Source organism: Natronomonas salsuginis, assembly GCF_005239135.1.
Taxonomy (GTDB): Archaea; Halobacteriota; Halobacteria; order Halobacteriales; family Haloarculaceae; genus Natronomonas; species Natronomonas salsuginis.
In genome coordinates this window covers 205,351-225,246 of the sequence record NZ_QKNX01000001.1, presented here as the reverse complement: position 1 = coordinate 225,246, position 19,896 = coordinate 205,351, and the positions used below count along the sequence as shown (strand labels likewise).

General features: G+C 64.5%; 26 protein-coding genes and 2 tRNA genes. 26 read left to right on the top strand and 2 right to left on the bottom strand.

Features of this window, described 5'->3' with window-relative positions:
- The first annotated feature begins 9 nt into the window (after nucleotides 1-9).
- The 15 genes from DM868_RS01330 (at nucleotide 10) to rpsB (ending at nucleotide 7,523) form a co-directional block, all read left to right on the top strand.
- Nucleotides 10-1,056, top strand: coding sequence for an Mrp/NBP35 family ATP-binding protein (locus tag DM868_RS01330; protein ID WP_137275061.1), 1,047 nt, complete (start codon nucleotides 10-12; stop codon nucleotides 1,054-1,056).
- Nucleotides 1,053-1,292, top strand: coding sequence for a hypothetical protein (locus DM868_RS01325; RefSeq protein WP_137275060.1), 240 nt, complete (start codon nucleotides 1,053-1,055; stop codon nucleotides 1,290-1,292). Before DM868_RS01330 ends, DM868_RS01325 begins: the two co-directional genes overlap by 4 nt.
- Before the next feature lie 150 nt (nucleotides 1,293-1,442).
- Nucleotides 1,443-1,526 (top strand) — tRNA-Ser (locus DM868_RS01320).
- Between the two features lie 15 nt (nucleotides 1,527-1,541).
- Nucleotides 1,542-2,051, top strand: coding sequence for a 30S ribosomal protein S13 (locus DM868_RS01315; protein ID WP_137275059.1), 510 nt, complete (start codon nucleotides 1,542-1,544; stop codon nucleotides 2,049-2,051).
- The gene (locus DM868_RS01310; protein ID WP_137275058.1) at nucleotides 2,051-2,575 is read left to right on the top strand and encodes a 30S ribosomal protein S4; all 525 of its coding nucleotides are present in this window, start codon (nucleotides 2,051-2,053) and stop codon (nucleotides 2,573-2,575) included. The genes DM868_RS01315 and DM868_RS01310 overlap by 1 nt, the downstream gene beginning before the upstream one ends.
- 2 nt (nucleotides 2,576-2,577) lie before the next feature.
- Nucleotides 2,578-2,961 (top strand): 30S ribosomal protein S11, encoded by a 384-nt coding sequence (locus tag DM868_RS01305; protein ID WP_137275057.1) that lies wholly within the window; start codon nucleotides 2,578-2,580, stop codon nucleotides 2,959-2,961.
- A 1-nt stretch (nucleotide 2,962) separates the two neighbouring features.
- Nucleotides 2,963-3,706, top strand: coding sequence for a DNA-directed RNA polymerase subunit D (locus tag DM868_RS01300; RefSeq protein WP_137275056.1), 744 nt, complete (start codon nucleotides 2,963-2,965; stop codon nucleotides 3,704-3,706).
- 135 nt (nucleotides 3,707-3,841) lie between these two features.
- Nucleotides 3,842-3,926, top strand: a tRNA-Leu gene (locus DM868_RS01295).
- Nucleotides 3,927-3,949: 23 nt separating this feature from the next.
- The gene (locus DM868_RS01290; protein WP_137275055.1) at nucleotides 3,950-4,303 is read left to right on the top strand and encodes a 50S ribosomal protein L18e; all 354 of its coding nucleotides are present in this window, start codon (nucleotides 3,950-3,952) and stop codon (nucleotides 4,301-4,303) included.
- Nucleotides 4,300-4,746 carry a 50S ribosomal protein L13 gene (locus DM868_RS01285; RefSeq protein ID WP_137275054.1) on the top strand — a complete coding sequence of 149 codons (447 nt, stop codon included), beginning with the start codon at nucleotides 4,300-4,302 and terminating at the stop codon, nucleotides 4,744-4,746. Before DM868_RS01290 ends, DM868_RS01285 begins: the two co-directional genes overlap by 4 nt.
- Nucleotides 4,740-5,138: a 30S ribosomal protein S9 gene (locus tag DM868_RS01280; protein ID WP_137275053.1), complete on the top strand. Its 399-nt coding sequence runs from the start codon at nucleotides 4,740-4,742 to the stop codon at nucleotides 5,136-5,138. Before DM868_RS01285 ends, DM868_RS01280 begins: the two co-directional genes overlap by 7 nt.
- 12 nt (nucleotides 5,139-5,150) lie before the next feature.
- Nucleotides 5,151-5,345 carry a DNA-directed RNA polymerase subunit N gene (locus tag DM868_RS01275; protein WP_137275052.1) on the top strand — a complete coding sequence of 65 codons (195 nt, stop codon included), beginning with the start codon at nucleotides 5,151-5,153 and terminating at the stop codon, nucleotides 5,343-5,345.
- A complete protein-coding gene (locus tag DM868_RS01270) occupies nucleotides 5,342-5,515 on the top strand; it encodes a DNA-directed RNA polymerase subunit K (RefSeq protein ID WP_137275051.1) in 174 nt (57 codons plus the stop codon). The genes DM868_RS01275 and DM868_RS01270 overlap by 4 nt, the downstream gene beginning before the upstream one ends.
- Nucleotides 5,512-6,708 carry a phosphopyruvate hydratase gene (gene eno, locus DM868_RS01265; RefSeq protein ID WP_137275050.1) on the top strand — a complete coding sequence of 399 codons (1,197 nt, stop codon included), beginning with the start codon at nucleotides 5,512-5,514 and terminating at the stop codon, nucleotides 6,706-6,708. Before DM868_RS01270 ends, eno begins: the two co-directional genes overlap by 4 nt.
- Nucleotides 6,705-7,523 (top strand): 30S ribosomal protein S2, encoded by an 819-nt coding sequence (gene rpsB / locus DM868_RS01260; RefSeq protein WP_137275049.1) that lies wholly within the window; start codon nucleotides 6,705-6,707, stop codon nucleotides 7,521-7,523. The genes eno and rpsB overlap by 4 nt, the downstream gene beginning before the upstream one ends.
- Before the next feature lie 35 nt (nucleotides 7,524-7,558).
- Here the strand turns inward: rpsB and DM868_RS01255 are convergent, their stop codons facing one another.
- Nucleotides 7,559-8,209 (bottom strand): NUDIX domain-containing protein, encoded by a 651-nt coding sequence (locus DM868_RS01255; RefSeq protein ID WP_137275048.1) that lies wholly within the window; start codon nucleotides 8,207-8,209, stop codon nucleotides 7,559-7,561.
- 187 nt (nucleotides 8,210-8,396) lie between these two features.
- Between DM868_RS01255 and DM868_RS01250 the strand changes: the two genes are divergently transcribed.
- From DM868_RS01250 to DM868_RS01225, 6 genes are all read left to right on the top strand, one after another.
- Nucleotides 8,397-9,098, top strand: a complete 702-nt coding sequence (locus DM868_RS01250; RefSeq protein ID WP_137275047.1) for a nitrous oxide reductase accessory protein NosL — start codon at nucleotides 8,397-8,399, stop codon at nucleotides 9,096-9,098.
- A gap of 169 nt (nucleotides 9,099-9,267) precedes the next feature.
- Nucleotides 9,268-10,260, top strand: coding sequence for a mevalonate kinase (gene mvk / locus DM868_RS01245; RefSeq protein WP_137275046.1), 993 nt, complete (start codon nucleotides 9,268-9,270; stop codon nucleotides 10,258-10,260).
- Complete coding sequence (locus DM868_RS01240) at nucleotides 10,257-10,988, top strand: isopentenyl phosphate kinase (RefSeq protein ID WP_137275045.1); 732 nt, start codon at nucleotides 10,257-10,259, stop codon at nucleotides 10,986-10,988. The genes mvk and DM868_RS01240 overlap by 4 nt, the downstream gene beginning before the upstream one ends.
- A 328-nt stretch (nucleotides 10,989-11,316) precedes the next feature.
- Nucleotides 11,317-12,657 carry a ribonuclease J gene (locus DM868_RS01235; protein ID WP_137275044.1) on the top strand — a complete coding sequence of 447 codons (1,341 nt, stop codon included), beginning with the start codon at nucleotides 11,317-11,319 and terminating at the stop codon, nucleotides 12,655-12,657.
- On the top strand, nucleotides 12,654-13,679 hold the full coding sequence (gene idsA3, locus DM868_RS01230; protein ID WP_137275043.1) for a geranylfarnesyl diphosphate synthase: 1,026 nt from the start codon (nucleotides 12,654-12,656) through the stop codon (nucleotides 13,677-13,679). The genes DM868_RS01235 and idsA3 overlap by 4 nt, the downstream gene beginning before the upstream one ends.
- 202 nt (nucleotides 13,680-13,881) lie before the next feature.
- Nucleotides 13,882-15,597 carry a glutamate--tRNA ligase gene (locus tag DM868_RS01225; RefSeq protein ID WP_137275042.1) on the top strand — a complete coding sequence of 572 codons (1,716 nt, stop codon included), beginning with the start codon at nucleotides 13,882-13,884 and terminating at the stop codon, nucleotides 15,595-15,597.
- A 26-nt stretch (nucleotides 15,598-15,623) separates the two neighbouring features.
- On the opposite strand, the gene tmcA is transcribed toward DM868_RS01225, so the two are convergent.
- Nucleotides 15,624-17,906: a tRNA(Met) cytidine acetyltransferase TmcA gene (gene tmcA, locus DM868_RS01220; RefSeq protein ID WP_137275041.1), complete on the bottom strand. Its 2,283-nt coding sequence runs from the start codon at nucleotides 17,904-17,906 to the stop codon at nucleotides 15,624-15,626.
- A gap of 81 nt (nucleotides 17,907-17,987) precedes the next feature.
- Here tmcA and DM868_RS01215 point away from each other — a divergent pair, with 81 nt between their 5' ends.
- From DM868_RS01215 to DM868_RS01195, 5 genes are all read left to right on the top strand, one after another.
- Nucleotides 17,988-18,170, top strand: coding sequence for an HVO_2753 family zinc finger protein (locus DM868_RS01215; protein ID WP_137275040.1), 183 nt, complete (start codon nucleotides 17,988-17,990; stop codon nucleotides 18,168-18,170).
- A 2-nt stretch (nucleotides 18,171-18,172) separates the two neighbouring features.
- Entirely contained in the window at nucleotides 18,173-18,439 is a 267-nt protein-coding gene (locus DM868_RS01210) for an elongation factor 1-beta (RefSeq protein ID WP_137275039.1), read from the top strand.
- A 98-nt stretch (nucleotides 18,440-18,537) separates the two neighbouring features.
- The gene (locus DM868_RS01205) at nucleotides 18,538-18,831 is read left to right on the top strand and encodes a 50S ribosomal protein L21e (RefSeq protein WP_137275038.1); all 294 of its coding nucleotides are present in this window, start codon (nucleotides 18,538-18,540) and stop codon (nucleotides 18,829-18,831) included.
- Nucleotides 18,828-19,184 (top strand): RNA polymerase Rpb4 family protein, encoded by a 357-nt coding sequence (locus DM868_RS01200; RefSeq protein ID WP_137275037.1) that lies wholly within the window; start codon nucleotides 18,828-18,830, stop codon nucleotides 19,182-19,184. Before DM868_RS01205 ends, DM868_RS01200 begins: the two co-directional genes overlap by 4 nt.
- A 104-nt stretch (nucleotides 19,185-19,288) precedes the next feature.
- Nucleotides 19,289-19,864: a DUF655 domain-containing protein gene (locus DM868_RS01195; protein WP_137275036.1), complete on the top strand. Its 576-nt coding sequence runs from the start codon at nucleotides 19,289-19,291 to the stop codon at nucleotides 19,862-19,864.
- The last annotated feature ends 32 nt before the right edge of the window (nucleotides 19,865-19,896 follow it).

The following is a 19,896-nucleotide window of genomic DNA, read 5'->3' as shown; positions in this document are numbered from 1 at the left end:
ACCCAACCTATGGACGAACAGGAGATTCTCGACCGACTGTCGGGGATCGAGGATCCCGCGCTTGGCGACGATATCGTGTCGCTCGGCTTGATCAATGACGTACGCATCGACGACGGGACGGTCACCATCGACCTGGCGCTCGGCGCGCCGTACTCACCCGCTGAGACGGCTCTCGCCGGGAGCGTTCGGGACGCGCTCTCGGAGACGGGACTTGAGATCGAACTCTCGGCGAGCGTCGACACCGGACTCGCGTCCGACGAACAGATCCTCCCCGACGTCGAGAACATCATCGCGGTGGCGTCCGGCAAGGGCGGCGTGGGGAAATCGACCGTCGCGGTGAACCTCGCGGCCGGCCTCTCGGCGATGGGCGCTCGCGTCGGTCTGTTCGACGCGGACGTGTACGGGCCGAACGTCCCCCGGATGGTCGAAGCCGGCGGCCGACCGAAGGCGACGAAAGAGGAGACGATCATCCCGCCGGAGAAACACGGCATGAAGCTCATGAGCATGGACTTCCTCCTCGGTGAGGACGACCCGGTCATCTGGCGGGGACCGATGGTTCACAAGGTGTTGACACAGCTGTGGGAGGACGTCGAGTGGGGAGCGCTCGACTACATGGTCGTCGATCTCCCGCCGGGGACCGGTGACACGCAGTTGACGCTCCTGCAGTCCGTTCCTGTCTCCGGTGCGGTCATCGTCACGACGCCGCAGGAGGTCGCGCTGGACGACGCCCGGAAGGGCCTCCAGATGTTCGGCGAGCACGAGACGCCCGTGTTGGGCATCGTCGAGAACATGTCTGGGTTTGTCTGTCCGGACTGCGGCGGCGAGCACGACATCTTCGGTAGCGGCGGCGGGGAGGCGTTCGCCGAGGAGGTCGACATGCCGTTCTTGGGCCGACTCCCGCTCGATCCGGCGGTTCGGGAGGGCGGCGACACCGGTCGCCCGATCGTCCTCGAAGACGACGGTGGCACCGCCGACTCCTTCCGCGAGTTCGCGGAGACGACGACCGACATGCAGGGAATCGTCAAGCGTCGCATGGCGTCTGACGCCGGCCGATGACGGGTGAGGCGGACGCCGAGATCGAGCCGGATCCCGAAACCGCCGCCCTGGTTCGGTCGGTCGCCGAGGACGTCCGCGGGGAAAACTCGGAGCGCGAACAGCTCGCGATGATCCTCTATCGGGTCTCTGACCTGTACGATCCCGGTGAGGAAGCGACCCCCGAGGAGATTCACCGAAACGTGCGGAACATCCTCGAGATCAAGGCGCGCGGTGGGTTACCCGATCGGGACGGATGATACCGCTGAACGAGTATCGTGGCTACGTGGCCGGGTGACACGGGTGCGGGACTTTCGTACAGTTTAAGTACCGGGGTCGGGTATCGACGGTTGCAATAGATGTAGGGGCGCCGGCCCCGAGTCCGGAAGGGCGAGGATACGCGAACGCGAGTCGTGGTAGCCAAGCCTGGCCCAAGGCGCAGGGTTGCTAACTCTGTGGCGCAAGCCTCCGGGGTTCAAATCCCCGCCACGACGCTAACCCAACCACACATGAGCACCGAAGAACCCAACGCGGACGACGACGGCGAAGACATCCAGTACTTCGTCCGAATCGGCCGGACCGATCTCGACGGGACGAAAAGCGTCGAGCGGGCATTGACCGACATGAACGGTATCGGTCGACGCGTCGCTCGCATCATCGCAAACAAGGCAGACGTCGATCGCCGCGACGTACTCGGCGCGCTCGACGAGGAGAAGATCGACGATATCGTCGATCTCGTCGAGGGATACGCCGACGAAGTCCCCGAGTGGCTCACGAACCACCAGCGGGACTTCTTCACGGGTGAGACCACCCACGAAACTGGCAACGATCTCCAGATGAGCCGCCGACAGGACATCAACCGCATGCAGATGATCGACTCCTACAAGGGTGTTCGTCACCAGCGCGGCCAGAAGGTCCGCGGACAGCGAACCAAATCCACCGGTCGAACTGAAGGGACGATCGGCGTCAACATCGAGGCGATCAAAGAAGAGCAGGCCGAGGAGGCCGAGGACGAATAATGGCGCTCGGAAAGAACACCAAGTTCTACGAGACGCCGAACCACCCGTTCCAGGGCGAGCGAATCGCCGAGGAGGGCGATCTCCTCTCTCGGTACGGACTCGCCAACAAAGAGGAACTGTGGCGAGCGCAGTCGGAACTGCGCGATTACCGTCGCGAGGCTCGACGCCTCATCGGTGAGGCGCAGGGTGACACCGAGGCCGCCGAGGACGCGGGACAGGAGTTCCTCTCGCGGCTGAAGCGTATCGGCGTCCTCGACGATGGCGACAGCCTCGACGATGTCCTCTCGCTCGACGAGACGGACATTCTCGAACGGCGACTGCAGACGGTCGCGTATCGGAACGGTCTCGGCAACACGCCAAAGCAGGCGCGGCAGTTCATCGTCCACGGACACATCACCGTCGACGGCGCTCGCGTGGGCGCACCGTCGTACAAGATCGAGGTCGCCGAGGAGGACCTCATCGAGTTCGACGAGACGAGCCCGCTCGCCGACGATCTCCACCCCGAACGCGCGGAGGGACAATAACAATGGCAGACGAAACCACCTGGGGCATCGCACACGTCTATGCCTCGTTCAACAACACGATCATCACCGTAACAGACCTGACCGGCGCCGAGACGATCGTCAAATCGTCCGGCGGCACCGTCGTGAAACAGAACCGAGACGAAGCGTCGCCGTACGCGGCGATGCAGATGGCGGAGGTCGTCGCCGGCGAAGTCCAAGACGCCGGTATCGACGGCGTCCACGTCCGTGTCCGCGGTCCCGGCGGGAACCTGCAGAAGAACCCCGGACCGGGCGCGCAGGCGACGATCCGAGCGCTGGCTCGCGCCGGCCTCGAGATCGGCCGTATCGAGGACGTGACACCGACCCCGCACGACGGTACACGGGCCCCGAAAAACGCCGGGTTCTAACATGACTGACCAGTATGAGGTAACGTTCATAGAGCGCAACGAACGGAGCGCGAAGTTCCTCGTTCGGGGCGTGACACCCGCGTTCGCCAACGGCATTCGCCGAGCGATGATCGCGGACGTGCCCACGCTCTCGATCGATTCCGTCCGGGTCATCGAGAACTCATCGGTGATGTTCGACGAGCAGATCGCGCTTCGACTCGGTCTGGTGCCGCTGACGACGCCGGACGACTACCGACCCGACGACCTCGTCACACTGGCGATCGACGTCGAGGGGCCGGCGACGGCGTACTCCGGCGACCTCGTCTCCAGCGACGAGCAGGTACAGCCGGCCGACGAGAACGTCCCGATCATCGATCTCAAGGAGGGACAGCGACTCGAACTCGAAGCCGACGCACAGCTCGGCTACGGGAAAGATCACGCCAAACACCAAGGTGGTGTGGCCGTCGGCTACCGGCACCTCCAACGGATCGACGTCCACGGCGAGAAGGGCGACTTCGAGGACGACAAGGCCGAGATCATCCGGGGCGTCATCGAGGAGGACGGCGAACTCGTCGAGGCGGAGGCCTTCGACAACGATCTCAGTCAGCGATACCCCGGCAAGGAGGTCACCGTCGAGGGCGTGCCGAACGCGTTCATCTTCGACGTCGAAACCGACGGCTCGATGTCCGTAGACGACCTCGTCCTGAAAGCGGTCGAGACGCTTCGGCTCCGGGCGGACGAACTCGAAGACGCGGTCCGGTTGTAACACAGCGTACGATGACATCCCCACACCCCAAACACACGACGATCGATTCGGACCCGAACGGCGGCACAGCCGCGCGCTCGGCCACCGAAACGATCGAAAAGGGCTTTAGTGGGGATGCAAAACACATCACTGCACGCAGGGATAGCCAAGTCAGGCCAACGGCGCAGCGTTCAGGGCGCTGTCCTGTAGAGGTCCGCAGGTTCAAATCCTGCTCCCTGCATCCATTTCTCAGGAGCAATAACGATGAGTAGCAAGACGAACCCGAGGCTAACCAGCCTCATCGCCGACCTGAAGTCGACCGCCCGCAACGGCGGTGGCGAGGTCTGGAGCGATGTCGCCGAGCGCCTCGAAAAGCCACGGCGCACGCACGCGGAAGTCAACCTGGGCCGCATCGAGCGGTACGCACAGGAAGACGAAACCGTGATCGTGCCCGGCAAGGTGCTCGGGTCCGGTGCACTCCAAAAGGGGGTCACCATCGCAGCCGTCGACTTCTCGTCGACAGCCCAGACGAAGATAGAACAGGTAGGCGAAGCAATCGAACTCGAACAGGCACTCGAAAACAACCCCGACGGTTCCAACGTGCGGGTGATCCGATGAGTTACGCGGAATTCGACGCGGACGTCGTCATCGACGCCCGCAACTGTATCCTCGGCCGTACCGCATCCCAGATTGCCGAGCTCGCGCTCGATGGCGAGCGAGTCGCGGTGATCAACGCAGAGGGGGCAGTCATCACCGGCAGCGAGGAGGACGTCATGTCGGTGTACCGAAAACGCGATGCGGTCGGTTCCGACCGCGGACCGCACTACCCCCGCCGGCCGGATCGGCTGTTCAAGCGGGCCGTCCGCGGAATGCTGCCGTACAAGACGACGCGAGGGCGAGAGGCCTTCGAGAACGTTCGGATCTATCTTGGCAACCCCTACGATGACGGGGACATCGAACCGACCGTCCTCGACGGAACGTCCCTCGACCGACTGTCGAACATCAAATTCATCTCGCTCGGCGAGATCGGCGAGAAACTGGGTGCTAACGTCACATGGTAACAAACACATCTGGAAAGAAGAAGACGGCGGTCGCCCGTGCGACGGTTTCGGAGGGGACGGGCCGCGTTCGGATCAACGCCGAACCGGTCGAGCTCGTCGGACCCGAGCAGGCGCGGCTGAAGATGCTCGAACCGTTCCGCATCGCGGACGATGAACTCCGTGATAGTATCGACATCGACGTCACCGTCTCCGGCGGCGGCTTTGCCGGACAGGCCGATGCCGCCCGAACGGCGATCGCTCGCGGTCTCGTCGAGTACACGAACGACCCCGAACTCCGGGACACGTTCATGTCCTTCGACCGGTCGTTGCTCGTCAACGACGTGCGCCAGTCCGAATCGAAGAAGTGGGGCGGCCCCGGCGCACGGGCACGCTACCAGAAATCCTACCGCTGAGGTGATACACGCATGATGGTACCGGTACGGTGTTTCACGTGTGGTAACGTCGTCGGCGAGCACTGGAAGGAGTTCAAAGAACGCACGCGCGAGGGAGACGAGGACCCAGCGGAAGTTCTCGACGAACTCGGCGTCGATAGGGCCTGCTGTCGTCGAATGCTCGTCTCGCACAAGGATCTCGTCGACATCGTCTCCCCATACCAATGAGAGGAACAAACCGATACGAGAAGGCACGGATTCTCGGGGCGCGAGCCCTGCAGGTGTCCTACGGCGCGCCGGTACTCATCGAGACCAATCAGACGGAGCCGATCCTCGTCGCCGCGGAGGAGTACGACGCGGACGTGCTCCCGTTTACCGTTCGCCGAGGCGAGACATGACGCTCATCACCGAGGTGCGACTGCGACGGATCCTCGACAGTCGTGGCAACCCGACTGTCGAGGCGGAAGTTCGGACCGAAAGCGGCGGCTTCGGACGCGCCGCCGCACCATCGGGAGCGTCGACCGGCGAGTACGAGGCGATCGAGCGGCCGGCGGTGGAATCGATCGCGACGGCGCGTGAGATCGCCGTGCCGCGGCTCGAAGGACAGGTGTACGCCGGCGACCAACGCGGCGTGGATAGCGCGCTTCGCGCGGCCGACGGGACCGACGACTTCTCGGAGATCGGCGCGAACAGCGCGGTCGCGATCTCGATGGCCGCCGCGAAGGCCGCGGCCGACGTGCTCGGTGCGCCGCTGTATCAGCATCTTGGCGGGGCGTTCCGGGGCCGCGACTTCCCGGTCCCGCTCGGAAACGTCATCGGCGGCGGCGAACACGCCGCCGACTCGACCCACATCCAGGAGTTCCTCGCGGCTCCCGTCGGTGCGCCGTCGGTCGCTGACGCCGTCTTCGCGAACGCGCAGGTCCACGGCGAAGTGAGCGACATCCTCGCCGACCGCGGCGTTTCGGCCGCGAAGGGCGACGAGGGCGCGTGGGCTCCGTCGATCGACGATGCAACGGCGTTCGAGATCATGGGGGAAGCAGTCGAGTCGGTCGCTGACGAGGTCGGCTTCGAGATCGGATTCGGCCTCGACGTGGCCGGTGCCGAACTCTACGAGGACGGCGCCTACCACTACGGCGACGAGTCGAAGACGCCCGACGAGCAGGTCGACTACATCGCCGAGTTGGTCGACGAGTACGGGCTCGTCTACGTGGAGGACCCCCTCGATGAGGACGACTACGACGGGTTCGCCGAACTGACCGAGCGAGTCGGATCGCGGACGCTTATTTGCGGTGACGACCTGTTCGTGACGAACACCGAGCGGTTGGCGCGCGGGATCGAATCGAACGCGGCCAACAGTATCCTCATCAAGCCGAACCAGATCGGGACGCTGTCGGACACCTTCGATGCGATCGAGTTGGCGGTCCGAAACGGCTACGATCCGGTCGTCTCCCATCGCAGCGGCGAGACCGAAGACACGACCATCGCACACCTCGCTGTGGCGACCGACGCCCCGTTTATCAAGACGGGAACGGTCGGCGGCGAGCGAACTGCAAAGCTGAACGAACTCATAAGAATCGAGGCAAACGCATGAGCGATAACGAAGAGGGATACGACGCCTCCGAACTCGACGAGGAACTCGAGGAGCTCGAAGACGAGCTCGACGGGGAACTCGAAGACTCGGAAGCCAACCCCACAGCGGACGAAACGCCCGCCGACGACGACGCCAGCGAGGCGGCCGACGCGGCTGAAACGGAAACGGGATCCGATCCCGAGGACGCGGTCGACGAGGAACCGGTCCTCGACGAGGACGTCATGCCCGACGACGAGGCAGACCTCCTCATCCCGGTCGAGGACTACCTCGCGGCCGGTGTCCACATCGGGACCCAACAGAAGACGAAGTCGATGAACCGGTTCATCCACCGGGTGCGGACGGACGGGCTGTACGTGTTGGACGTCTCCCAGACCGATCGACGAATCCGGACGGCGGCGTCGTTCCTCGCGAACTACAACCCGGAGCAGATCCTGGTCGCGTCCTCGCGACAGTACGGCCGATTCCCGGCCGAGAAGTTCGCCGAAGCGGTCGGCGCACGAGCGCGCACCGGACGATTCATCCCCGGGACGCTCACCAACCCCGACTACGACGGCTACATCGAACCCGACGTCGTGGTCGTCACCGACCCGATCGGTGACTCACAGGCGGTCAAGGAAGCGATCACCGTCGGCATCCCGGTCATCGCGATGTGCGACTCGAACAACACGACGTCGAACGTCGACCTCGTGATCCCAACGAACAACAAGGGTCGGAAAGCGCTCAGCGTCGTCTACTGGCTGCTCGCCAACGAGACGCTCGATCGTCGCGGTGCGGAGCCGACCTACGCGCTCGACGATTTCGAGACGGAACCGTAGCGGGCTCGCTTTTCCGGGGCGACACGACGCCTAATTTACATCCGTTGTCCGTCCCGCCCGTCGAGCGGGAGCTCCGAGAGCTGGTCGTAGGCCAGTTCCTCGGGCGGTTCCTCGGCCCACCGGAGCGCCACGGGCGTTCCGTCGGGTGCCACGGATGGCCTTCCAACAGCTGTGGGTTCGCCCCCCGGCGTCTGGCCGCCGTCCGTCCCCGGGTTCGGCCCCGACCCGATCGTGTCCGTCGCCGCGGCGTCCGCGTCCGGAACCGGTGCACCGCTGGCGATCGATCCCCTGAACGCGACGTACGGGCTCGGGACCGGCGGCCGGCCCGTCGGGTCGTCGAGATAGACGAGTTGCACCTGCGCGAGCCGCTCGATCGCGACCTCGGTCCCGGCCGTCTCCCGGACGCCGCGTTTCGCACATTCGGTGTAGGACTCGCCGGGGCGCCGCCCCGCGCCGGGTTCGATCCAGCCGTCGGCGCGCTCGTATCTGGCCAACAGCACCGCCCCGTCCCACACGATCCACACTCCGGCACCGCCGACGACGCCGAACGAGTCGAAAGAGGCGACGACTGCGTCGTGCTCGGCCGGATCGCACTCGACGCGTCGGCGGACGAGGTCGACCTCGCCGTACTCCGCGGCGAAGTCGGAGACGAGCGCGTTGACGTGACGGCGCAGTTCGATCGACACAGGTGATCTGTGAGCGCCAGGGGCTTGTGCGTTGCTGTCGTGCAGTCGCGCGACACGGGATGTAGAGACAGTAAACGACGGGCCCAAGCCGACGCCTGGATCTCCCCGGCCGCGACGACGACTCGACCGTGGTTCGTTGCACGAACGCACCAGATCGTCTTTTTTTGGGGCGTTCATAGCTACATGTATGGTAGACACAGACCGCACGGTGTCGACGCGACGCGACGTGCTCGCGGCGACGGGGGTCGGACTCCTCGTCGGCGTGGCAGGGTGCACCGGCAACGGCGACGCCCCAGCCGACGACGGCGGCAACGGAACCGAAGACGGGTCCGATAGGGGCACCGACGACCGAAACGAGGAGACGGGGGACTCGAACGGCGAGGCCAACCTGGGCAAACCAGTCGCGTTCCCCGAGGACGTCTCCTGTCCCGTCTGCAACATGATGCCGGCGGAGTACCCAAAGTGGAACGCACAACTCGCTCATACGAACGGAGATCGCGCGTTTTTCGATACGTCCGGCTGTCTGGCGGCGTACACCGCCTACACTGACCGGTTCGGCGGCCCCGACGCTGACCTCGAAGCCGCGTGGGTTACCGGCTTCGAGACCGGCGATCTCCTCCGGGCGTCCGATGCGTACTTCGTCCGCGTGACCGACCCCGACCACGTCGACGACGTCATGATGCGGAACCCGACGCCGTTTGCCGACCGGGGCGACGCCGAGGCGTTCGTCGAGGAGTTCGACGCATACGGCGACGGGGACATCATCACGTTTGAAGACTTCGATAAGGACCTGGCGATGTTCTACAGGGAACGTTTCATCCAGGGAGACGGTGGGATGGACGGAGATATGGACATGGATGGCGGCGATATGAACACGAACGACAGCTAGACAGAGCGGACGCAATTCATTCCCGGTCCCCGCTCCGCGTTCTGGCGTGTGAACGAGACGCGAGGTGTCTCGCCGACGCCGTGAACCGCTTCTTTGCCGAACCGGGCGAAACGACCGATCCGAGGCGCGTTCGGGTACTCTTTTTGTTCGGCCCCCACGAGCTACCAGTATGACCACGTCGAGCGCCCCGGGCAAAGTGTATCTCTTCGGCGAGCACGCCGTCGTCTACGGCGAACCGGCCGTTCCGTGCGCCATCGAGCGGCGGGCACGGGTCACGGTTGAGCGGCGCGAGGACGAACGGCTCCGGGTACGGGCGAACGACCTGACGCTCGATGGGTTCACCGTCACCTGGGGCGGCAGCGGGACCGATCCCCGGCCGGACGTCGACGTACCGACGCCGCTCGTCGAGGCGGCGATGGGCTACATCGACGGCGCGATCGAACAGGCGCTCGACGCCGCGGGCGAGGACGGTATCGGATTCGACATTACGGTCGAGAGCGACATTCCGCTCGGTGCCGGACTCGGCTCCTCGGCCGCTGTCGTCGTCGCTGGCATCGACGCGGCGGCGCGCGAACTCGGCGTCGAACTGGACGCCGGAACGATCGCGGACCGGGCCTATCGGGTCGAGTACGACGTACAGGACGGGCAGGCGTCGCGAGCCGACACGTTCTGCTCTGCGATGGGGGGAGCCGTCCGCGTGCAAGGGGACGACTGTCAACGTATCGAGGACGTCCCGACGCTGCCGTTCGTGATCGGTTACGATGGCAATACGGGCGACACCGGGAAACTCGTCGCCGGTGTTCGGGAGCTGAAGGAAGCGTACGGCTTCGCTGCCGACACCGTCGAGTCGATCGGTGACATCGTTCGGTCGGGTGAGATCGCGCTCGACGACGGCGACGTCGAGGAGATCGGCCGGCTGATGAACTTCAATCACGGCCTCCTGTCGGCGCTCGGCGTCTCCGCACGATCGCTCGACACCATGGTCTGGGCGGCTCGCGAGGCCGATGCGCTCGGCGCGAAGCTGACTGGATCCGGTGGCGGCGGCTGTATCGTCGCGCTCGACCGGACCGAACAGACGCACACCGCTCTGGAGTACACGCCGGGCTGTGAGGACGCCTTCCGAGCCGAACTCGACACGGAGGGGGTTCGACGCGAACGATGACGACCGTCCTCAAACTCGGGGGGAGCGTCATCACGGAGAAGGATCGACCGGAGGCCATCGATCGGTCCGCGCTCGAACGGGCAGCAGCGTCGATCGCGACGATCCCCGGGCGTGTCGTCGTCGTCCACGGTGGCGGCAGTTTCGGCCACCACCACGCCGCGACGCACGGCGTCTCGACGACTGACGGGACCCGCGACGCAGACGCGGTTCGGGGGATCCACGGCGCGATGAAGCGGCTCAACGAGGTCGTAGTCGACGCGCTCGCCGACGCGGGCGTCGAAGCGGTCCCCGTCCATCCGTTTTCCGCGGCGAGCCGAAGTGCGGACGGAGCGTTGCGATTGGAGACACATCCCGAAGCGGCGATGCTCGACGAGGCGTTCGTTCCGGTGCTTCACGGCGACACGGTGGTACAAACGGGGGCCGGCGCGACGATCGTCTCCGGAGACGAGCTCGTCGTGGAACTCTCGGCCGCCATGGATGCCGACCGTGTCGGCGTCTGTTCGGCGGTTCCCGGTGTCTACGATGTCGACGGGAACGTTCTCGATCGGATCGAGGCGTTCGACGACGTCGCCGACGCGGTCGGTGAGAGCAATGCGACGGACGTCACGGGCGGGATGGCCGGGAAGGTCCGAGAACTGTTGTCGCTCGACGCACCGGCGTACGTGTTCGACATCGACGGACTCGACGCGTTCGCACGCGGCGAGGACGTGGGAACGAGAATCGGCTGAGCGGGATGCGATGCGTCGCTGCGGCGCTCGCCGGTGGTGGCGTTCTCGGTTCCCTCCTGCTCCAGCGCGCGACCCACGCACTTTTTAACCCCGGCCACCGAAGACTTCGGTAACCGAGCGACGGTCGCCCCGGACTCGGACGGGCGACCGGCATAGTTGCTGACTGGAGACGGCTGAGGGGGCGAGACGCTGGGCCAACCCATCGTACGCCCTCGCGGTTCCGACCGTCGGCGCACCGATTCCATCGGTGTCGCGTCCGTCATAGACGGCCGTGTATATGGCCGGTCGCTCAGCGGCTGAGCCGCGAGCGGCCTCTCGGAGGTAAATAATGGAAGTCGAAATCGCAACAATTGGCGGATACGAGGAAGTCGGTCGACAGATGACAGCCGTTCGTGCCGGAGACGACGTCGTTATTTTCGATATGGGGCTGAACCTGTCGAAGGTTCTCATCCACGACAACGTCGAAACCGAACGGATGCACAGTCTCGATCTTATCGACATGGGCGCGATCCCGGACGACCGCGTCATGTCCGATATCGAGGGCGACGTGCAGGCGATCGTGCCGACGCACGGTCACCTCGATCACATCGGGGCGATCTCCAAGTTGGCGCACAGATACAGCGCACCGATCGTGGCGACGCCGTTTACGATCGAACTGGTCAAACAGCAGATCCAAAGCGAGGAGAAGTTCGGCGTCCAGAACGATCTGATCAAGATGGACCCCGGCGAGACGATGCCGATCGGTGACAAGTGCGAACTCGAGTTCGTCAACGTCACCCACTCCATCATCGACGCGATCAATCCCGTCCTCCACACCCCCGAGGGAGCCGTCGTCTACGGCCTTGACAAGCGGATGGACCACAACCCGGTCATCGGCGACCCGATCGACATGAAGCGGTTCCGCGAGATCGGCCGCGAGGGCGTGCTCTGTTATATCGAAGACTGCACGAACGCCGGCAAGAAGGGCAAGACGCCCTCCGAGTCCGTCGCGCGCGCACAATTGAAGGACGTGATGTACTCGCTGGAGGACTACGACGGCGGCATCGTCGCGACCACGTTCTCGAGCCACATCGCCCGCGTGAAATCGCTCGTCGAGTTCGCCGAGGACATCGGCCGACAGCCGGTTCTCCTCGGCCGATCGATGGAGAAGTACTCCGGGACGGCCGAACGGCTCGACTTCATCGACTTCCCCAGCGATCTGGGGATGTACGGTCACCGAAAGTCCGTCGACAGGACGTTCAAGCGAATCATGAACGAGGGCAAAGAGGACTACCTCCCGGTCGTCACCGGCCACCAGGGCGAGCCTCGAGCAATGTTGACGCGGATGGCTCGCGGCGAGACACCGTACGAACTCGATAAAGGCGACAAGGTCATCTTCTCCGCGCGAGTCATTCCGGAGCCCACCAACGAGGGGCAGCGATACCAAGCCGAAAAGCTGCTCGGCATGCAGGGCGCTCGGATCTACGACGACATCCACGTCTCGGGTCACCTGAACCAAGAGGGTCACTACCAGATGATCGACGCGCTGCAGCCGAAGAACATCATCCCGGCCCACCAGGACATGAAGGGCTTCTCGCCGTACGTCGATCTGGTGAGAAACGAGGGCTACGAACTCGGGCGCGACCTCCACGTCACCCAAAACGGGAACATCATCCAGCTCACGGAATGATGGCCTCAGAACGCGTCGAATCGGCCATCGAGGACCGCAGAGCGATCGTCAACGACGCGATCGCCGAGCAGCTCCCGATACGAAAGCCCGAGCGACTCTACTCGGCATCGCGGTATCTGTTGGACGCCGGTGGAAAGCGACTGCGCCCGACGGTTCTGCTGTTGGTCGCCGAATCGGTGTCGGAGACGGGATCCCCGGCGGACGACTACCGGGCGTTCCCCACACCGCACGGTGAGTCCGTTGACATCCTCTCGGCGGCGGTCTCGATCGAGGTCATCCAGTCGTTCACGCTGATCCACGACGACATCATGGACGACGACGATCTCCGGCGTGGCGTCCCATCCGTACATCGAGAATACGACCTCGAAACCGCCATTCTCGCCGGTGACACGCTCTATTCGAAAGCGTTCGAGTATATGCTCGGAACCGGCGCGCCATCCGACCGAAGCGTCGCCGCGCTCGACGAGTTGGCGACCACGTGTACGGAGATCTGCGAGGGGCAGTCGCTCGACGTCGAGTTCGAAACCCGAACCGACGTCACGACCGAGGAGTATCTCGAGATGGTCGAGTTCAAAACCGCCGTACTCTACGCGGCAGCGGCGTCGATCCCCGCGATTCTGCTCGGGTGCGAACAAGAGACCGTCGACGAGCTTCACGGGTACGGACTCGACATCGGCCGCGCCTTCCAGATTCAAGACGACCTGCTCGATTTGACCGTCCCGAGTGACACGCTCGGCAAACGGCGTGGATCGGATCTGATTGAGGGGAAGCGCACGGTGATCACGTTGCACGCTCGGGATCAGGGTATCGACACGGACTCGCTCGTGCCCGACGATCCGAGCGACGCCGAGATCGAGGCGGCCGTCGAGCGGCTCGAAGCCGCCGGCAGTATCGACTTCGCCCGCGAGTTAGCTAGCGATCTCATCGAAAGCGGAAAGCAGCGACTCGAGGTGCTTCCCGACAACGAGTCCAGCGAACTGCTCGAGGGGATCGCGGACTTCCTCGTCGAGCGGGGCTACTGACCCCGACGTTCGCCGTCGGGGGCGCTATTTTATGTACGATCGCGCGACCAGACAGCCCGTGACGTAGGACGACGCCGACAGCCGATCCGAGCGGTAGCGTGGGCCATCGCTGTCGAACTCTCCCACCGCCCACCTGTTCGCCAACGCAGATCCCACGGGAAAATCCGCGAGGTTTTGGTGCTTCCCACAGTAGTCGCGGCTGATGGACCAAGACCTCCGCGGACGCATCGAGCGCGAGGCCGAGACGGCCGCGCTGTTCAACGCGCTCAAACACGATAGCGACGCACAGGTCGGTGCGATCATGGGCCCGATGATGGGCGAGAATCCTGAGTTCCGGCCGCACGGTGACGAGATCCCCGGCGTCGTCGCTCCCGTGATCGAACGGGTCAACGGATTGTCGGTCGCCGAGAAGCGCGATCGGCTCGAAGCCCTTGCGCCGGAATTGCTGGAAGAGATCGACGCCGAAGACGAGTCTGACGACCGACCGCTTCCGGACCTCCCGAACGTGGACTCTTACGAGGAGGTGCGGATGCGGCTCGCACCGAACCCTAACGGTCCGTGGCACCTCGGGAGCGCGCGGATGCCCTCCGTCATCGGGACGTACAAAGAGCTGTACGACGGGTGGATGCTGTGTCGGTTCGACGACACCGATCCGGAGACGAAGCGCCCAGATATGAACGCCTACGGCGAGATCCTAGACGCGATCGAGTATCTCGGTTTCGAGCCCGACGAGATCGTGAATGCCTCCGATCGCGTCGAACTGTACTACGACCACGCGAGGAACCTCATCGACGAAGGGGGGGCTTACACCTGCAGCTGTGAGGGTGCGTCGTTTTCCGAGTTGAAAAACGCCGGAAAGCCGTGTCCGCATCGCGACAAGGACATCGAGACGACGCGCGCCGAGTTCGAAGCGATGGTCGATGGCGAGTACGAATCCGGGGAGATGGTGCTCCGCGTCCGGACGGACATCGAGCACAAGAACCCCGCGCTCCGCGATTGGGTCGCGTTCCGGATGGTCGACACGCCGCACCCGCGACCGGAGGCCGCGGAATACCGCTGTTGGCCCATGCTGGACTTTCAGTCCGGCGTCGACGACCACGAGTTCGAGATCACGCACATCGTGCGCGGAATCGATCTCCAGGACTCGGCCAAGCGTCAACAGTTCGTCTACGACTACTTCGGGTGGGAGTATCCGGAGCTCATCCACTGGGGGCACATTCAGATCGACGCCTACGACGTGGCGCTATCGACGTCGACGATCAAAGAACTCATTGCGAACGGTGAACTCGACGGCTGGGACGATCCGCGCGCGCCGACGGTGGCGAGTCTCAAGCGTCGGGGGATCCGCGGTGAGGCGGTCGTCAACGCGATGATTCAGCTCGGGACGTCGTCGTCGAACGTCGACCTCGCTATGTCGTCGGTCTACGCCGAAAACCGCGAGTTGGTCGACGACGACGCGGACCGGCTATTCTTCGTGCGCGACGGCGTCGAGATACCGATCTCCGGCGCACCGGATGTCGCCGAGCCGCTCGTCCACCCCGATCACAAGGATCGGGGACGGAGACGAATACCCGTCGGAGACGCGGTGAGCATCGAGGAGGACGATCGTCCGGCGGTGGATACGCGAGTCTGGCTGAAAGGACTCGGACCGGTCCGATACACCGGGGACGCCTTCGAGTTCACGGACGAGGGCATCGAAATCGTGCGCGAGGAGGGCGTCGACGTCATCCACTGGGTGCCCGCGGGCGAGAGCGTTCCGCTCCGACTTCGAACGATCGACGGCGACGAAACCGGACGCGCGGAGCCGGGAGTTCGGAGCTACGTGAGCGACGACATCGTCCAGTTCGAGCGTATCGGGTTCGCACGAATTGACCGACACGACGACGCGGAGACGGTGGCGTACTTTTCGCATCCGTAAGCGCCGCCGCGCCCGGAGAGATCGTCTCAGTCGGACCGATACCGATCCGCTTCCGTTCGTGCGACCTCGGTCCCGTAGCGATCGACGATCGGTCGAAACGCGTCCCCGATCGCCCGCATGCACGGCCGAGTCGAGACGAATCCCCGAGCGGCCGCCGTCTCCTCCCACGAGCGATTTTGGAGCGCCTTCACCACGAGGAGCCGCTCGGCATCGGGATCGTCCAGTATGCCGTCGACGAGCGCACAGAGTGCGAGCCGGCGGAACGGACCTGGGGCCGTATCGTACCGGCCGGGACCGCCGGCCGAACTCGCGACGAGTCGCCACTCGAAATCGGTCAGTCCGGGGTCCGTGTCGACCTCGACGGACGCGAGCGCGGCACGAACGACGTCGGGATCGACGTCGGAGAGGACGCCCGCGAGGACATCGAGAATGCGCCGATGGAACCACGCGGCGTGCCTATCCGTGAGGTCGCGTCCGCCCTCCGAGATCGGTCGGAGCATCACTGCGGAGTGTTCGCCGCTGGTGTCGTTTCTGGTTGCTGAGAGGTGTACCGTTCGATAGCCGTTGGCCGTCCAAAACGAGCACAGTTTGGGTGTCGCGCCGTAGCTCACGCCCAGATAGTCGATCGGACCGAATCGGTCCTGAGCGTCGTACGGATCGGCGTCCGTGGAGCCGATTTCGGAGAACTCCGCTTCGATCCCGTCGAGCAAGCGCGATCCGAATCCGGCGGCCCTGACGGCGTGGTGCGTCGCGATGCGTACCACGCGGATTCCGATGGGAATACCCGCTTCGGGGTCGCGGAGTTGACTCGTCAGGAGGTCCGGAATCAGGTTGCCGCGGATCCGTCCGCCCTCGTACGCCCGCCGCCGCGTGTCGTCGTCGAGTCCTCCCTCTCGAGCCAAGAGGGCGACCGAAACGGGGTGTCCGTCGACGAGGAGGGCGCGTATCGCAACGTCCGGCGCGTCGAGGAGTCTCGCGAGATCGTCCGGTTGCGTCCGGTAGTGGGCGTTGACGAGGAGCCCGAACGCCTCTCGAAGGAGGTTCTCGTCCGCGGCGAGGGAATCCTGCGCCAGTCGTTCGTAGCTCGCGTCTTCGGGGATCGATCCCTCGACGAGTTGATTCGCCGGCGGAGTTGAATCCAACAGAAGGGCGTGGAACACCCACACTTCGATCGGGTCCGCGGCGGCGTAGCGTATCGGCTCCGCGAGAACGCAGTCGACGACCGCACGACTCGTTTCGAGTTCGTCCCGGAATCTGACAGCGAAGCCTCGCCCGGCCCCCTCGTAGCCGCGAACCGTCGTCGCAAAACAGACGCTGGGTACCGCTGCCGACAGCGCTTCGAGCTGTCGAACCGGGAGCGCGGCCGCCTCGTCGACGAACAGCACGTCGGGCGAATCTTCGGCGGCTTCAACGGGCGTTCGAAACCGTATCTCACCTGTCGGCGTTCGAAGAAACGGTTGGGTCTGGCCGTCCCGGCCATCATCCGTTAGGGCGTCGAGAGTCCGGAGCACCTCGGCCGCGCGCTCGAAGAGTTCGGCAGCGTTCCGGTAGCTCGGAGCAGTGACGACGACCTTCGAACCACGCGCGGCCAGTGCGGCGGCTGCGAGCCCGGCCGCGCTCGATTTCCCACGCCCACGATCGGCTTCGAGGACGACGGCCGTCTCATCGTCGATCAAGCGCTCGCAGGCGTAGACCGCATCCAGTTGATCCCCGCTTCGGCACGCCTCGTACACCGCCTCGGGGAACGCATGTCGTTCGGGCGGGACGAGGGGAGCGGCCGGACGCCGCGTCGGCGGATCGGTCAGTCCCCGCTTCGTCCGCACTCCCGTATCGATGTCCACGATGGCGACTCCCCTGTGGGCACGCAGCGTGTCGATCAGTCGTCGTTTGAACCGTGACCCGACCTCGGCGACCGAGAACGGCGGTGGTGCGAGCGTTTCGTCGAATCGCCCGTGCGTCGTTTTCCACGCCGAGAAGTGAGGACACAGGAGGACGAGGAGTCCGCCGCCGTCGACGGCACCGGTCACGCGACCGATGGCGTTCGGTCGGCAGGTGTCGTGGCAGTCGACGAGGAGACAGTCGTACGTCGTCCCGAGCAACCGCTCGGTGCGATCGAAGTCGATCCGATCGCCGACCACGTCGCAATCGGAGACGGTGGCGATAGCCCCCGAAAAATCGACCGACTCGATGGCGCTTCGTGCCTCCTTGTAGCAGTCCGCTTTGTCCCCGTGGAGCACCAGTAGCCGGCGTTCGTCCGTGGCGACCGCTTCGGCTCGGAGCGCCCGAACAGTCTCTCGAACCGTGTTCATGGCCTGTTCACGCGACGGGGCCAGAAGTCACCACCGGTATGCTTGATAAGGGTTAAATGTCGCGCCGACGGACGGTGACGTATGAGTAGCAAATCCGAGGAACGCAGGGAACACACCTGCATCTCCTGCGGGATCAACATCTCCGGTACGTCAGCGGCGAAGTTCGACTGTCCGGAGTGTGGAACCCTGATTTACCGCTGTTCGAAGTGCCGCAAACAGAGCAACCTCTACGAGTGCCCCGACTGTGGGTTCACGGGTCCGTAATCATGGGAAAAGTCGCCGCCAAAATGAAGGTCATGCCGCAGAGCCCCGAGATCGACCTGGACGAGCTCCAGGAGCGACTCGAGAACGCCCTCCCCGAGGGCGCGAAGATCAGCCGCGTCGACCGCGAGGACGTCGCGTTCGGTCTGATCGCGCTGTTCCCGACGGTCGTCATTCCGGACGAAGCGGGCGGGACAGACACCGTCGAGGAGGCGTTCGCCGGCGTCGATGGCGTCGAAAGCGTCGGCGTCGACGAAGTCGGCCGAATTTAAAACCGAGCGATCGCGTCGGGTGAAACGCCGAGGGCAGAGTGGCTAACGCGACCGGAACGCACCTTTTATGTGCCGGACCCGTTTAGACGGGCACAAGAATGCCTAGTTCGAACGGACCACGACAAGCGACCCGTAATAAGCTGAAGAACAGCGCACGCGATCGCGGCGCGTCCCCGCCGCAGCGATCGGTCGAGCAGTTCGAGAACGACGAGAAGGTGCACCTGAAACTCGACCCCTCTGTCCCGAAGGGACAGTTCCACCCCCGATTCAACGGGCGGACCGGAACGGTGGTCGGCAAGCAGGGCCGAGCGTTCAAAGTCGAGATCAAAGACGGCGGAGTGACGAAGACGCTGATCGCCGCCCCGGCTCACCTTCGACGCCAGCAGGAATGACGATATTCAAAGAGGTTCTCGGAGAGGAGTATCTCACGACGGCGGAGGCCAAGGAGTTACTCGCGGAGATTGAGGCCGACCGAGCGCTCGACGAGGATCGGGAGATGCGGTACGAACTCGCGCGGGCCATCGAACACGTCAATCGATTCTCGGTGCTCGACGCCGAGGAGTCCCGAGCGCTCGTCGAGGAGCTTTGCGAACTCGAGAAAGTCGACGAGGCGACCGCGTACAAGATCGCCGATCTCCTGCCGCAGGACCGCGACGAGCTTCGAACGGTGTTCGCGCAGGGCCGATACACGCTGTCCGGCGACGAACTCGACGAAATTCTCGATATCGTCGTCAAGTACGCCTGATCGGGACGTCCGTTCGAGCGCTCTCGTTCGACGCGACGAGAATCAACGAACGCGCCCCGACGACCTGCCGGTGTTTTAAATAGCATCTCCCCGTACGGAGAGGCATGAGCGACGATGGAGACGACGCCGCACCACGGGCCGCGGTTGTGTTGGACTTTCTCCCCAGGGGGCGACCGGACGACGAGCGGCCGCAGTACGAGCGCTCGCCGGTCGCGTTCGCCATCGGTGACACCGACTTCCGGCTCGTCGAGGCGGCCCTGACAGACGACGCGGGGGTCAACATCGGGGACCGGATCGAGATCGACCCACCGGGAGAGAACGTCAAACACCTTCGAACGGCATCGTACGACGATCTCTCGAGCACCGCGAAATCCGAGCTCGAATACGCGATCGACGGGATCATGGACGCAGACGAGCGCCGGTTCGTCGATTTCTACAACAACGCCCAGCCGATCACGACGAGGCTCCACGTGCTGAACCTGCTTCCTGGAATCGGCAAGAAGCTCCGGAACAACGTTCTCGACGCGCGGAAGCGCGGCCCCTTCGAGAGCTTCGAGAACATCGAAGAACGCGTGTCCGGGCTCCACGATCCGAGGGGTGTACTCGCGGAACGGATACTGGAGGAGTTGCGGGAGGAGGATCTCAAGTATCGGATCTTCGTTCGCCGTGACGCGGAGTGACTCGAAAGCGCGAACGATATAGGGGACGGTCC